Raw genomic sequence first — 14,668 nt, 5'->3', positions numbered from 1 at the left:
GCAAGAGCATGGACCAGCCGGTAACGGAGGACTGGCCACGGCCAACCGCAGTACGCCTTCAGCACGCGACCTTCGGGTAAAGTTGCAATGTCCCAGTCGTCTCTCTTCGTTCCTATGCGGCCCGATGACGAATTGCATCCGCAATTTCGTAGTCTTGCGACGAGCCCGATGCACGCCCCCGTCCGGGCGATGATGCAAGCGGTCTTCGCCGACTTTCATGACGCGGACGAAAATTTCGTAGAGCAGTTCCAGACCGGCGGGTTCGACGCTCGCACTTTTGAGCTCTACCTGCAGGCCCTCTTCACAGAACAGGGATGGACCATCGATCGTAGCCACTCGCGTCCTGACTTCTTCTTGAGAAAGGATGGCGTTGACATCTTTGTCGAGGCAACCACGGCAAATCAAGCCGGAGATGGCATCAAGCCATACAAGATTGCGCCACCCGAAAGAACCACGATGGATATTCGGGCAAATCTGGCCAACGAAGTGCCGATACGGCTGGGAAGTCCTCTCTATAGCAAGCTAAAGAAGAAATATTGGGAGCTTCCTCATGTTGCGGGTCATCCGTTGATCCTCGGGATCGAAAGTTTTCACGAGCCAGGATCACTCTTAAATTCATCTTCGACGCTGGCGTCGTATTTGTTCGGCCTCAGGCAGCGGTGGTATCACGACCACGATGACAATCTGATCATCGAGCCTGACCAGATTGCCGTGCACCGTATTCCAGGAAAGGAGATTCCCTCGGGCTTTTTTTTCAGCCAGATGCGCAACACATCTCCGCGGTGTTGTTCAGCAATAGCGGTACGGCCCCGAAGTTTAATCGCATGGGGCAGGAGGGGGCATTTCGCAGCAATGCCGTCCGGATGATCCGCTATGGAACGTGCTACCGCCACGACCCGAACGCGGCGCTTCCCGCGCCATTTGTTTATGAAGTCGGCGATGGCGAATGGCAGGAAACCTGGCGGGAAGGAACAACGCTCATCCATAATCCGGCCGCGCTTCATCCCGTGCCTGCGGGTTTACTGGGCGCCGGCGAAGAGTTGCGCTTGGAAAGTGGCCAAATCGTTGCAGATCTTGCAGAGCCCTTTCATCCCTATGGCTCGATCACGCACAACTACCCAGGCGATATTTCCACCTCTCACTTGCAGAAGATCGTGAACGATCTCTCCGCGAAATTGATGCAGCTTCTTCCCATGTGACCGCACCTGTTCAAGGGTGGGACGAGTGCTAAGCGTCGCCCGCATCGGAGCGGACGTCTCCTCACCGTTGCGGAGATGGCTCTAGCGTGGTTTCGGCGGCTCTCAGCTACGCTGTCATTCTCCGATTCGTAACCCAAAACTCCCCGAGCCCGAATCGCTGCTCAAGAGGAAGCCATGACAGCAAGACGAAGCATTCCGAGGCGGCTGTTCAAATACCGCGCGTTCAACAATCTCACACTCGATATGATCATTGCGGACAATCTCTATTATGCCGATCCGAGCACATTCAATGATCCGCTCGACACGCGGCCCTCGCTCAACACTGATCTTCCTGCCTCGGATCTCGAGCGCGCACTACGCCAGCTCGTCGAGCGGCGTTTGAGCGCGGAGATGACAGCCGCGGCCCAGACAATCAGGTACAAAGGTCCGAAAACCCTGGATCATATTGATCGACTTAGCCGCCTACAGGCCGATCAGGTCATCTCGGAAATAAGCTACAACGCGACCGACCCAAGCTATGAAATAGACGACCCTCTTCAGTTTCTGCTCGGCAACTATCTGGAGAAGGAGCTGCTGCTGCAATATGATAAGGGCATTGTATCTTTGGGTCAGCGCGCTACCTGCCCGTTGATGTGGAGCCACTATGGCGATCAGCATCACGGCGTCTGCATTGGCTACTCGGTGCCGTCTGATGCGCTCGATGATCTCCATAAGGTTCAGTACGGCGGCACGCGACTCGTCGATGCCAGCAAGGTCCTGGCTATGCTCGACGGCGACAAGGACGCCCGTCGTCAGGTCGACGAGGCCGTTCTGTTGCGAAAGGCGGCGAGCTGGCGATACGAGCAGGAATGGCGTTTGATTGGACCGCGCGGGGTGCAGCGTTCCCTACTGGAGCTCGAAGAGGTGATTTTCGGAATGCGCTGCAAGGAGGCTGTGAAGTACGCTATCGTCACGGCGCTGGATGGCAGGCGACGCCCTGTTCGTTTCTATGAAATGCGCGAACTCCACGGGACTTTCAATTTGAAAAAGTATCCGCTGGAAGACGGAGAAATGAGGGCCTTTTTTCCGAGGCGATCTCGTGACATCCACGAAGCATTCCAATCCATCGCCGCTGCCCAGAGGGAGGGGCAACCGTCCTGATGGCTCTGCCTTCACTAAGGTACGTATGCCGAAGCTCCTCAACATGTAGGGAGACGAGACTCAACCTACGTGCAAAGCATACATCGATAGATATTCTCCGGTCTCCGACCAGGTTATAGAGCGCTGCGGCTACGTTCGATTTTGATCCCGTAACGGTAGGAATCGCTCCGCCGGGGATATGATCCGAATGCTCGTTGTCGCCCGGGTCAGTGCGACGTACCAATCCTTCCTCGTCATCGCGTCTTCTGCGATGATGATCGCGCGTTCGAACTCCAGGCCCTTCACCAGCAGCGTGCTGCCGATGCTTCGGTTACCGAGGCGGCGCCCCGCATGCCGCATCCGATTTTGAACTTCCCAAATCGCGATGCTCAGCGTGGCAAGTTGGCGCGTCGCCTTCAATTGCAGGGCTGATCGCATCGCATAGAACATCTCACGACGATACAGATAAGCGCCTCGTCTGTCGTGGAGCGTTTGCAGAAGGGCGAGAATGCTCGCTTCCGAACCGCTGGAGATCACGGCGTCGCTGAGTTGAAATAGCGAAGCGAACTTGGCCTGTCCCAGGCGCCGACCTTGCTGGCGGGCTCCGAGCGCTTTGAGGAGCTCCGCCCTTTCGAGGCCCGTCAGGCATTTGGACGCGAAGTCGACGATTGCTTTTGCTCGGGCCAACCCGGTCGTCCGATCGATCGTCTTGGCGGCGGCATAGAGGGTCTTGCAACTGATTGCTTCGAGGTTGCCAAAACCCTGTTTGGCGAGTTTCTGTGCCAGTGCGGAACGCCGGTTCTCGCTTGTGCTGCCGCCAATGACGATCAGGCTGCCTTGCACGGGGTCGCGCATGGAAGCGAGGCATTCCCCGACGATGGCTCTCTGACGGCGTTGAGCGGTCGCGGGCAGAGACGTCCAAGTTACGCATCCTGGTCTTGATCGCAGGTCGAGGTCGTTGCCGTTCTCAAGGGCGGTACGGGCGCCCTGCAGCCACTCGGCCAATTCTAGATTTTCCGCGTTCTTCCAGCGCCATGGCGTCAGAAGCTCGGCCGAACGCTCAAACAGGGGAAATACGTCGCTATCCCAGTCGACCGGTTGCTGATCTCCGAAATCGAAGATCGCTTGCAATGGATCGCCGAACACGCAAGTCGGCAGAAGGTTGGCGAGCCGTGAAACAACTTGGTGCTGCTGTTTGGTGCAGTCTTGATATTCGTCCACGAAGCACCCTCTATAGGATGCGAGCAGGACGCCATCGACAGCGCCGCTATCGAGCAAGCGCGCGCCGGCATGGTAGACATCGTCCCAGTGGGCGCTCGTCGTCGGCACAACCCCAGCGAACCCCGAACGTTGTGGAAAGGACGCTGCAAAAACACCATCCGGCAATGGTGTCGATGCGGTACTTTGCGGTTGGAACGTGGTGCTTACGCAGGCGTCTGGTCAGGGCATCGACGCCAGCATGTGTGTGCGTGAGGATCAGCCGGCGTCCATCGGAGCTTCCGACAGCGAGTGCGATCTGCTCCGTTTTTCCGCATCCAGCTGCAGCGACAATGCTGCCACGACGGATGCTAACAGCGAGCCGCGCAATATCGTCATCATTTGCCATCGACCCACTTCCTCATGGCGGCAATACCTGCGCTGAGAGGCTTGTCGGAAATCGCGCCAAGATGAGGCCCGATCAACGCGGCCAGCCGTTCGCCGCGCTCGATGGTTTTGAACCATTTTTTGTCGTTCGCGACCTTGCCGAGGATGCGTCGGACCTGCGCGGTATCGCGGTCACGGCCAAGTCTGACTGCTGTGGCAGTAGGAAGCCCAGCTGCGGATAGGGCGTTGTCGATGACAGCTCTCACGCTCTCCATGCTGCTGAATTCAATGGCGAGTGCGATCATCGAGCGTACACAAGCCCAGGGGAGGTCGAGAAATAGGCGTTCTTCCGTCGAGCACCTGTCAGGCCATTGGTGAACAACCACGCCTTTCCCCTTGGCGCGTTCCAGATCTGTCGCATTCGGTTCTTCGTCGGAATCCAAGAGAAGCCAGACCTCATAGCCAAGATCGCGCAAATGTTCGGCGACAAGGGGCGCATTGTCCTTGCCTCCCCCATCGATTGCGACAGACGCTTGCAAGGCAAATGAGTCCTCGCCGGATGCCTGCCACCATTCATCCAGGCCGCGGGCGAGTCCTTGTTCGGTGCGACCTTCACCGACCAAGATCTTGCGGGCGAGGAATGCCTCCGGATTTCCTCTGAGATGGCGCTGTGCTGTGTCGGAATCCCTTGCGAAGGCAGAAACGGATTTCACGGTCGTGATGCCGGCATCGGACCGAACTGAAAAGATATCGGCCGCAGTCAGCTCGCGGATCACGACCGGGGAATGTGTAGTTGCAAATATCTGAGGCTGAGCCGCGTCGGGGGCGGCTTTGGGCGCCTTGAGGTATCTCAGCAGCCGAGCGATACGGTGCGGCTCGAGGCCGTGCTCGATCTCATCGATGATCGCAACATGCGGAGGACCGGCGTCGTGCTGGAGAGCGGATACAAGGAGACGTGCGGAGCCCGTGCCGAGCCTGCGCAATGGCAGATCGCCATCATGAAGTGAGATGCCACCTGAAGTGATGCTGACACCCTGTACGTCGAGCTCCGCGGTAAACTTGCCCCGCACCGGGACTGCGAAGAGCTTGCTCAGTTCCTCCGCTCGATCGACTGCGCTCTTGAAGACATTCCGGTCGCCAGCTTTGAACGACGAACGGGCGGCACGCGCCGCTTCCGCGAGTTGCAGGCTGAAGCCATCGCCTGCCTCGCCGATGCGAGTGAGCACAGAGGTCCGGCCCCAACCGAGATGTCTCTCTGCGTAGGGACCGAGGCGATTCGTCGCAAGCTGCTTGGCGTCCTTGAATCGGACCGTCGGTGGATCGCTATCCAGCGCGTCGATTCTGTCATTATTTATCGACCACCGCGCCTCCAGGGTCTGATCGATAACGACATTGATCGAGAGCACTTCCTCTAAGCCTGCTCCCGGTTCATCGATGATTTTTTTGGCCGAGACATCCCAGCCACGGAGGTGGAGGCCATATCGATCTTCGGCCTTGAAGTGCGGCGGCAGGTCAGAAAGCGTTACGGTGATCCGGATTGGCACCCTGATGTCGAGATCGAAGAAATCACAGTCGTCAGCAAAAATGTAGGACCTAGGATTGAGGCACAGCTCGATCGCGTCCAGCACGGTGGTCTTGGTCGAGTCCCCGGGGCCAATGAGCCAATTCATGCCGGGGGAAGGTGCCCATTTCAGCCTTTTGATGCCGCGGAAATTTTCTATTTCCAAGTAGACGATGCGCATTCATTCCCCCGGGCCGTGCCGCACAACCTGTCCTTCAGTTTGAGACTGCCGCGATCTCGGGTCCCTCCAGGAGAGGTAATACAGTAGCGCAACCTGAGGTCCTCCCGTATCCTGGGGTGCATCCTTTCGCGAAAGTCTCGGTCGTGGTATATTTCGAGTCGGCTCCCGGCAGGAGCCTGCCGCCCGTCGTAGCGAAGCCGTTGAGGCGCTGTCCAGATCAATCGTTCCCGCCATGTCATGTCGGGCTCGAGAGGTGGTTGACGGGCGACGCTTCGCTAAGGGCCGGGAGACCTGACGTGTCGAACGATCACATTCGTCCGTCCTCTATTGAGGGCATCAAGCAGCTCGCCAAGCGATTGAAGAAGTCCGACGGCATTAAGCATGCTGTCGCCTTGGACAAGGCATCAAAGGCGGCCGGCTTCGAAAATTACAAGCACGCACTGCGTAAGCTTGGAGACGGCCTCGCGGCCCCCAGGCCGTCGGCCGAACTGTACATCTCCGTTCTTTGGCGGGATCGTACGACCAAGGTTACGGGCTGCGAGATCCTGAAAATGCCGCTGGGCAGACCTCTGGACGCGCTTGTTAAGCCGGCGCAATACAAAGCATCGCGGGGGCTGGGTACGATGCGCCGAGAAGGTCCTGATCATCTCGCAGACACATATACCGCGTCGTCGCAGGAGGCGGCGCGGGAGGCTGCGTGCGAGGCCGCCAGGACTGTTCAGTTTATTGAAGCGGCCCAATTGGTCCCGTCAAAGGCGAAACGATCTTTCCCCCGAGGACAAGTCCAGCATCGGATGCCGGGCTCCGATCACGATGCAGCGTGGTTCGACCCCGCAGCGAAGACCTTCATCCGCACCAATGAGCCTTATGCCCAGAGCATCACTCGCGAGCAGAAGGAATGGGCTGACCGACACGGTTGGGTGGTCGCGACTTCGCCGTGGAAGGGAATGTATCGCCCTGACGGCGGGACATCGCTCTCTCTCTTGGCCGATATGTCCAAGGGGTATCTGCTGGAGCCGATTATCTCGCGATTGGCGGAAGCACCGGCTCCCATCGTGGCGTCGGCCTGGGATGGCGAGTCGAGGCCGATCGTGCCAGCCTTCGTCAGCCCGGGGCAGGCGGCGGAGATTGAGGCCAAGGCGCGCGAGGTCAAAACAGCTGGTGAGCGGCGCGGCTCCAACAGCTCGGTCCCATATAGCATGTTTCTTTCGGGAGCGCAGCGCCGGCCGAAGACGCGCATGCCGATTGAGGGGCACAAACTGGCCGGGCGACTGCTGAAGTCGATCCTGATTGGGACGAAAGCACGCGCAGGAGTTCACCGACGCGTCGACGCGATCCGCTGCGAGCTCGATAACTGGGTCCAGTGTGAATATAAGCGCGACGAGCTTTCGGATGACGTGTTTTTCGATCTCTACTATCACGAACTTCCCGAGGGAGACGCACTCGCCGTGGTACCCACAAGCTGGGATCGGCACATTGTGAATCTTGACGAGGTTAAGGCTACACTCGTCCGGTACTATCCTGATTGCCCGCCGCTGCGCCAATTGCTGAAGAAGGCCGATCTAGCGATCGCATCTCTTCGCACTTGGAATGTCGCCCCAATGCCTACATGAAGTGTAGAAGGGACATCAATCGAAATCGGGATCCCGACGATCGGTGGGCGTCTCTGACCGAACAATCGCCTTCGGATGAATAGGCACAACGCAGGCGTTTGATCCGGCGTTGTGCCTACAATCCCCTCAACACCTGTCAATCTCGCAGAGATTTCGGCATCGAGCAGCACCGCGCCCCACTAGACCCTGACGGAAAAGCGATTGAATGCAGTCAGGCTCTGAATGCGCGGTTCAAGCTCCCGCTGATAGATCGTCTTTTGCAAGAACTCGATTTCCGCGTTTTGATCGCCGTCATCGACATCGATGTCAATCGGCTTGCAAATTTGACCCCTCATCGGCGTCCAATTTTGACCCCTTTGCGCGGCGAGCTTTGCTGGTAGCGCTCGTCTCGTCGGAGCTGGCCGGGATAGCGGAGGCGAGACGAGCGCGGGTGGCGTGATCGTCGTCTCGGCTCTTGAACCGCCAGCTGTCGTTGCCGGTCTCGACAATGTCGCAGTGATGGGTCAATCGGTCGAGCAGCGCGGTAGTCATTTTGGCGTCGCCGAACACGCTTGGCCATTCGCCGAAGGCGAGATTGGTGGTCACGATGACGGAGGCGCGCTCATAGAGCCGGCTGACGAGGTGGAAGAGAAGCTGGCCACCGGACTGGGCGAAGGGCAAATAGCCGAGTTCATCCAGCACGATGAAGTCCATCCGGGTCAGATGCTCGGCGAGCCGTCCTTGCCGTCCGTTGCGGGTCTCGGTCTCGAGGCGATTGACGAGGTCGACTACGTTGAAGAAGCGGCCGCGGGCACCGGATCGGATGCAGCTTCTGGCGATGGCAATGGCCAGGTGGGTTTTGCCGGTGCCGGTGCCGCCGACCAGCACGACGTTGCGTTGTTGGGCGACGAAGCCGCCGCCAGCAAGATCATTGACGAGAGTCTGATTGATTGGCGTGCCGTCGAACTGGAAGTCGGCGATGTCCTTGGCAAGCGGCAGCTTGGCAATGGTGAGCTGGTATTTGATAGACCTGGCTTGCTTCTCGTTGATCTCGGCGGAGAGCAGATCGCCGACGATGCGCTGAGGTTCGTGCTGGCGCTTGACGGCAGTCGCCATGATCTCGTCGAAGGCGGCCTTCATGCCATAGAGCTTGAGTTCGCCCATCAGATCAAAGATTTGGGTTCGTTCCATCAGTTGGTCCTCCGGAGGTTGTCGTAACGGGCACAATCGGCGATCGGCGCATGACGAAGCGTCAGTGCGGCCGGCGTCATGATGTTGGCCGGTGGAGCAGGTTCGCGTTGCCGGGCCAGGATGTTGAGCACAACATCGGCGGAATGAACGCCGTGACCGAGCGCTTCGGCGCAGGCGGCTTCCACCGCGGGAAGGCCGTCGGTCAGCACCGCGTTGAGGATGTCGACCATCTGCCGGTTGCCGTCATCGGTGCTGGCGAGCTTGCGCCGGATCCGCTCGATCGCGGCCGGCAGCACCCAGTCCTTGAAGGGAGCACCGTTGCGCAAGGCGCCGGGTTTGCGGGCGAGCACCGGCACATAATGCCAGGGGTCGTAGACGGTATCGCCGCGGCCAAAGGATCGCGGGTGCTCGGCAACGATGCGTCCATCCTGACGGATCACGATGCGATCGGCATAGGCTTGAACCTCGACCGGTCGTCCGACTGCGCTGGCTGCGACCGAGTACTTGTTGTTGTCGAAGCGCACCAGGCAGGTCTTCGAGACCGACGCCGTCACCGCATGGAAGCCGTCGAAGCGGCCGGCATAGGGAACGAGCTTGGGGCGTTCGGCTTCGAACACTTCCCAGATCGTCTGATCGACCAGCTCCGGATGGCGATGAGCCTTGGCGTAGGCGATGCATTTGTCGAGCAGCCAAGCGTTTAACTCGTCGAGGTTTTTGAACCGCAGCCGTGGCGTGAAGAAGCGTTCCCTGACCAGCCCGACCTGGTTCTCGACCTGCCCCTTCTCCCAACCCGACGCTGGCGTGCAGGCGACCGGATCGACCAGATAGTGGCTGCACATCTGCAGGAAGCGGCGATTGTAGAGACGCCCTTTACCGACGAAGATCGTCTCTACGGCGGTCTTCATGTTGTCGTAGATGCCGCGGGTGCAGGTGCCTTTGAACAGGGCGAACGCCCGGTCGTGGGCGTCGAACACCATCTCCTGCGTCTCCCGCGGATAGGCCCGCGCGAACAGCATGCGGCTGTGGCAGAGCCGAACATGGGCGACCTTCACCATCACTGTGGTCCCGTTCAACAGGACCACCTCGTGGCTCCAGTCGAACTGGTAGGCCTCGCCCGGCGCAAAGCTCAGCGGGACATAAGCCGCCGCGGTTGATTGCCCGCGCTCCTTGCTCCACCGCCTGGCGTAACGCCGCACCGCATCGTAACCGCCGTCATAGCCGCGGCTGCGCAGTTCTTCGAACATCCGGATCAACGTCAGCTGTTCACGAGCCGCTTTACCCGCGTTCGCCGCCAGCAGCCCCTCGAGCTCCGATGCCCAGCGCCCTAGCTTTGGCCGCGGCTGCACCTGCCGCTCGTACTCGAACGAGGTCTCTCCCGACCTCAGAACCTTCCGGACCGTGTTCCGTGACACCTTCAGGTCACGTGCGATCTCCTTGATCGTCTTGCCCTTGATGAAGTGCTCGCGCCGTATCCGCGCAATCGTCTCCACGACCAGCATCCCCAACCACCTGCTTCATTCCAAAGCAGGCAGCGCAACAGACCTACCGATAGGGGGTCAATTTTGGACGCCGATCCCCCAGCTTAGGGGGTCAATATTGCAGGCCGAATGACACATCGATGTACCATGACTTTGGCCGTCCATCGGCGCCGTCACTCCAGCGATATCCGCGTCGCTTAAGTTCATCCTTCAGCTCGAACGGCGAATGCTCAGCCCAGATCCTAATGGTCTTGCGCCGCGCGCGTTCCAGTAGCACGGAAAGAACAGTCCGATTTTGATGGGGGAGCTGCAAGGCTAGAATCTCGAGGAGCGCGAGGCAGTCATCGACGGCGCGATGAGCCTCATGAAACAGGCCCGCCTTCATCAGCAGATAGGGCAGTCGTGAGCCTTCGAAACCCTGATTGCGCCATTCAATCTCGCTAACCGAGCACGCCCACGCTCGATATTCAAACGACGGACAGTAACGCTCGATGAACTTGCGATCGAAAGCGGCATTGTGGGCAATGACGACAACAGCATCCGCCGCGAAGGCGGCAACGCGATCCGGGTCAAGGCTGTGGCCATCGACCACCTCGTCGGTAATCCCCGTGAGAGCCGTAACCTCCGCGGGGATGGGCACCGACGGCTGGTTGAAGCAGCTGAAGGTATCGAGAACTCGGGTAGTCCGTCCGGCAGGTAGGCGAACTTGACCATTCCGAGCTCGATGATCTGATCGCGGGCCGGATTCAGGCCGGTTGTTTCGACATCCAGCAGGAGAGCGGCATTGACTGCTTCACCGTTGCTCGTAGCGAATTCTGATCGCGGAATGAGCCGGCGCAAGACGCGATAGTCCGGCGATTTCTCGAGCACAGCCGCCATTTCGGACAGGGTCAGGGGATCGGTCATGTTCATGGCCACTAGATGAAACCGCGCTCCGTGCGCGCCTGAGTGCACTCTATCGGATGCGATCGTGCGAGGCATCGGAGCCTGTGGATAGCTCTTCGCCCGGTGCACGTCTCGCAGCTAACGATTCGACGGAAATAAGCCGATGCAAATGCCCATCCTTGATGGGCTCCGCGGCGAGCATCGATCCACAACGTGCGATGACCGATCGTCACTGCTGCGTAGGTGGCTCTAGCGTGGTCTGGGCGACTCACGCTACCCATCATTCCCAATTACCTCACCAATGGGAATGAAATGGTTGCAGCCACGCGTGAACTGCCGGCTTCTGGTTATGGGCTTGAAGTGGACGGCCGACTCAAAGCCGAATTTGCGACCAGAGACGGCGCCAGAGCAGGTGGAGAAGAACTCAAGAGGCGTTTTCCCATGCTTCAGATCAGAATCTATGATGCGCAGACGCATGCGCGCGAGGAAATCTAGATCCGCTGGGTTTAATCTAGGCGGAGTTGCTCCGTTTGCGCGCGTGCGGCTGCTGCCGCAGCGGGCTCTCGTGAACCGAGCCGCTTCGCGTCTCGGCCATCCGGCTTCGATCCCTCGCGTAAGGACTGAGGAGCTCGTCGCCCGGGCACTCGGGAAAGGTGCCCGCCTGCGGCGACCGCTATCGCTGCCCGTTCTTGGGTGCCGCTATTGAACCGGTCTCGTCGCTGCAATCGGACCGCTGCTCCTTCGGGTCAATGCTTCATGCTCTCCGAGTGCCTCTTTCATTCTCCCACTCTGCCGCTTTGTCTACATCTTGGCCGAATTCCCCAGCATTCCCACGAGAGTTCTGAGGGCACTGCCGCGCGCGCCGGGGCAAAGCGCCGGCCGACGCCTGTGCGACGGGGGCGGCTCCTTTCCCTCAAGTGCGGGTGGGGCGGCGCTTCCGGATGGACCCGAGGCAGCAAATCTCTAGTCTACCATGGAAGGTGACACGCGATGCACGCAACATGTTCAGTGGGAGCGAAGTCTTACTGGTTGCCCATGACGGTGAACTGGACGTCGTTCAGATAATCGCCATTTCCGCGTTGCGACCCACCCAGAACATAGAGAAAATTGTTGTATTGCACCGTGGCCTGACCCCAGCGGGGCACAGCGAATTGATGTGTATCGAACACAAACCGCCCGGTTTCACTGTCTGGCGCGAGGGGGGAAAATTGCACGTTGTTAAAGTAGTTGCCCTGTCCGGCATTACCGCCGAGCACAACGAGCGACGGCCTCCCAGCCGCTAACGTGACAGTCATTGTATGACCGTACAGCGGCATGTTCAGTCTGGCTGCATTGGTGTGCCAAGCGTCAGGACAGCCGTCATCCCTGATTGGAGCATATTGGACATCGCTAAAAACGTCTTCAATTAGCAGGTCACCCCATCCTCCAACGACATAAAGTACGCCTTTGTTCACGGCTACGCCTGGAGCTGAACGGCCACCTTTGAGATGAAATGGACATAGTTTCCACTGGCCGAGCGAGCCATCGGAATTGATCTCTGCGGTCTCGATCGTATCGAAATGAACGGTATCCTTGCCAACCTCGCCGACGCCGGCGATCGCCGCGAGATAGCTCGTGCCCGACGTCGTGGCGAATATCTGCAACGCGAGATTGGAACGAGATATAGCGAGCTGGTTGGGACTGGTAGTCCACGACCCAAGCATACCGTCGGGCATCACGCGGGCGTACTGAGCGTCGGCACGCGTCCCCTTATTCGAAAAGCCGCCTACGACGTAGATGAAGCCCTTGTGGACAGTTACGCCCATTCCCGAGCGCGCCTCGACGAAGGGCGTTGTCTTCGCCCATGCGCCTTCGGCGATCGCACCATCGTTCCCGAGAAGCGCAGTCTGAACATCGTTGTACAGGGTGAAGCTGTTTCCCGAAGCATACAGGCCTCCTAGGATGTAGATCCTGTTATTGACGAGAGCCGCGGCATGTGAGGTCCTAGGACCGTCGAACGGCGTTGTCGTCTTCCAGGCGGAAAACGTGAGTTGGTCGCCGCGCGCGGCGGCCAGTGTCGCAAGCAGCGAGATCACAGCGATGGCGCAATATATACGCACGGCATTTTGCATGAGACTACCTCCGACAGATCAGTTGAGCGCTTTGCTTGTAAGCACCGTTGAAAGAACCAACCGATGCTGCAATGACTTCGAGTGAAGACCCATGACGTGATCAGTCGCACTCAATGTCAGGCAGGCTCGAGCTTGCTTTCGCAAGAGCCGCATTTAGTGCCTTCTTGATGTCTGCGATGCCCCAACCACGCAGGCCTGCTTCGCTTTGGCCGAGATAGATAGCCTTCGTTGCGCCGCAGACGGTCATTTGATCAACCGCCGTTCCAGTCGGTAGCAGCTGGGTCAACAGTGCAGGATCGCCGAAGATGGGCTGGCCGCCAACCACGACCAATGCAATGTCGGCGGGAGTGGCCTTAACAACAGGGTCGAGAGCGGTTGGCTTTGTCGGATCGACTGTGACGTTGACGACGACGAAATCCGCGAACTTGTTCGGAGCTAGGCTACCGACATAGTCTGAGATACGCGCCATCTTCGCCGGTGTTGACGTGGCCATCTTGATAAGGTCGTCGGACTTCACGCCGTAGTGCCGCGCGGCGTAGCCCATCTCTTGGAGCATCCCAGCGCTGCCAGACGGGCTCCAATCCGGAGCAATTGCCATGTCGATGTCCGCTAGATGGGCGGCTGCAAGGTTAACGGTCGAGCCGTATAGTTCATCGTTGCTGCGCGGAGACCACACTAACCCAACCTTACTTTCCTTCATGCCCTTGAAATCTTGGTCGCGCAGCGCCGTGCCATGGATGAGGATCAGGCCTTCTCGCTCGATGGCGGACTCGATGCCGGTCTTCAAGTCCTTCTGCCGCAGGATTTCCTTGCTCAGCATGGTGTATTCGCGATGAGCCGCGGAATCAGTCGGTGCGCCCTCCGAAAGGTGGACGACCATGCCACGCAGTGTCCCTGCCTTGAGCTCGCATAGAAGGAAGTCCATCCGACCATGCATCAATTCCAGCGGGAAGACGTCATTCTCCACTACATCAAGCACCGTACGGTCGATCGTCGCATCGGTCGGGCAAACGGAGTCTTTCGGGTCAGGGTTCGGCATGTTGAACGGTATGCCTGAAGCCGTATCCAGGTTACGGGCTAGGCCGGCCACGCATTTCGCGTTGTCTGGATGTTTGACGTCCGCAAGCAATCCACCAAGGACCGACGTCGCGCCGCCCGCGAGCGCCTTGATTTCGGCATAGATCTCGGTTTCGCAGGCTGCGTCAGCAAGCACTATGTTGTGTGGGGCCACCAAGGCCCTGTCGTATTCTGCGGTATCCTGCCATTCATATCTGTTGTTGAACTTCCTCGCTGGGATCCACCGTGGCAAAACGTTCCACGTCAGATGGTCGTGCAGATCGATGAAGCCCGGGAGGATTATGCCGGGGACTTTGATCGCCGAGGACGACGACGGGATCGACGCACTCGGACCCACAGCGGTGATCATTTGCTTTGAGATGGCAATTGCGCCATCGGAGATGATGCCGTTGGGGCTAAGCACCATTCCGCTGATCGTCCAATCGTCGGCGGCGTTGGCTGTCGTGAGTGCTGAAAAGGCCAATGCGGCCAGGGTAGTGCTCCACCCAGCGATTCTAAAAAGAGTTCTCATGCGCGGACGTGCCCTGAATTGATGTGATCGAAAATACGGCTCTGAAAAGGTTTCCCAACTTAACTCGGGGTTGCGAGAAGATACAAGAGCAACGGTGGCTTGCGCCGGGAGGTAACGCCCCTACACACTGCACCGACCGGTTGGCACCATCCGCAATCGCGACTTTGCGGGGCGGGGGG

10 protein-coding genes and 2 pseudogenes are annotated in these 14,668 nt (G+C 59.0%); 5 read left to right on the top strand and 7 right to left on the bottom strand.

The features are described from left to right. The first annotated feature begins 87 nt into the window (after positions 1-87). The 3 genes from JJC00_RS32630 to JJC00_RS32620 all read left to right on the top strand — a co-directional run bounded on the left by JJC00_RS32630 (position 88) and on the right by JJC00_RS32620 (position 2,339). A complete protein-coding gene (locus JJC00_RS32630) occupies positions 88-867 on the top strand; it encodes a hypothetical protein (protein ID WP_200469875.1) in 780 nt (259 codons plus the stop codon). After that, complete coding sequence (locus JJC00_RS32625; protein WP_200469874.1) at positions 864-1,199, top strand: hypothetical protein; 336 nt, start codon at positions 864-866, stop codon at positions 1,197-1,199. The genes JJC00_RS32630 and JJC00_RS32625 overlap by 4 nt, the downstream gene beginning before the upstream one ends. A gap of 174 nt (positions 1,200-1,373) precedes the next feature. After that, positions 1,374-2,339, top strand: coding sequence for a DUF2971 domain-containing protein (locus JJC00_RS32620; RefSeq protein ID WP_200469873.1), 966 nt, complete (start codon positions 1,374-1,376; stop codon positions 2,337-2,339). 129 nt (positions 2,340-2,468) lie between these two features. On the opposite strand, the gene JJC00_RS32615 is transcribed toward JJC00_RS32620, so the two are convergent. Beyond that, positions 2,469-3,647 carry a UvrD-helicase domain-containing protein gene (locus JJC00_RS32615; protein WP_246774003.1) on the bottom strand — a complete coding sequence of 393 codons (1,179 nt, stop codon included), beginning with the start codon at positions 3,645-3,647 and terminating at the stop codon, positions 2,469-2,471. A 266-nt stretch (positions 3,648-3,913) separates the two neighbouring features. Then, a complete protein-coding gene (locus JJC00_RS32610) occupies positions 3,914-5,644 on the bottom strand; it encodes an ATP-dependent nuclease (protein ID WP_200469872.1) in 1,731 nt (576 codons plus the stop codon). Positions 5,645-5,940: 296 nt separating this feature from the next. On the opposite strand from JJC00_RS32610, the gene JJC00_RS32605 reads away from it, so the two are divergent. Then, positions 5,941-7,257: a DUF5623 domain-containing protein gene (locus tag JJC00_RS32605; protein WP_246774002.1), complete on the top strand. Its 1,317-nt coding sequence runs from the start codon at positions 5,941-5,943 to the stop codon at positions 7,255-7,257. A 306-nt stretch (positions 7,258-7,563) separates the two neighbouring features. Here JJC00_RS32605 and istB read toward each other — a convergent pair whose 3' ends face one another. The 3 genes and pseudogenes from istB to JJC00_RS32590 all read right to left on the bottom strand — a co-directional run. Then, positions 7,564-8,427, bottom strand: coding sequence for an IS21-like element helper ATPase IstB (gene istB / locus JJC00_RS32600; RefSeq protein ID WP_200469870.1), 864 nt, complete (start codon positions 8,425-8,427; stop codon positions 7,564-7,566). Further along, positions 8,405-9,926, bottom strand: a pseudogene (istA, locus tag JJC00_RS32595) (IS21 family transposase). The gene istB and the pseudogene istA overlap by 23 nt, the downstream one beginning before the upstream one ends. A 91-nt stretch (positions 9,927-10,017) precedes the next feature. Beyond that, a pseudogene (locus JJC00_RS32590) lies at positions 10,018-10,548 on the bottom strand (3'-5' exonuclease); the annotation flags it as partial. Between the two features lie 554 nt (positions 10,549-11,102). Here JJC00_RS32590 and JJC00_RS32585 point away from each other — a divergent pair. Then, the gene (locus JJC00_RS32585; protein ID WP_130212426.1) at positions 11,103-11,285 is read left to right on the top strand and encodes a hypothetical protein; all 183 of its coding nucleotides are present in this window, start codon (positions 11,103-11,105) and stop codon (positions 11,283-11,285) included. Between the two features lie 527 nt (positions 11,286-11,812). Here the strand turns inward: JJC00_RS32585 and JJC00_RS32580 are convergent. Further along, positions 11,813-12,901: a hypothetical protein gene (locus JJC00_RS32580; protein WP_200469869.1), complete on the bottom strand. Its 1,089-nt coding sequence runs from the start codon at positions 12,899-12,901 to the stop codon at positions 11,813-11,815. A gap of 100 nt (positions 12,902-13,001) precedes the next feature. Next, positions 13,002-14,489 (bottom strand): amidohydrolase family protein, encoded by a 1,488-nt coding sequence (locus JJC00_RS32575; RefSeq protein WP_200469868.1) that lies wholly within the window; start codon positions 14,487-14,489, stop codon positions 13,002-13,004. Between the last annotated feature and the right edge of the window lie 179 nt (positions 14,490-14,668).

Origin of the sequence: Bradyrhizobium diazoefficiens (assembly GCF_016616885.1) — a bacterium.
GTDB lineage: Bacteria > Pseudomonadota > Alphaproteobacteria > Rhizobiales > Xanthobacteraceae > Bradyrhizobium > Bradyrhizobium diazoefficiens_F.
The sequence above is the reverse complement of the archived record's forward strand: the minus strand, read 5'-3'. Positions and strand labels throughout refer to the sequence as shown.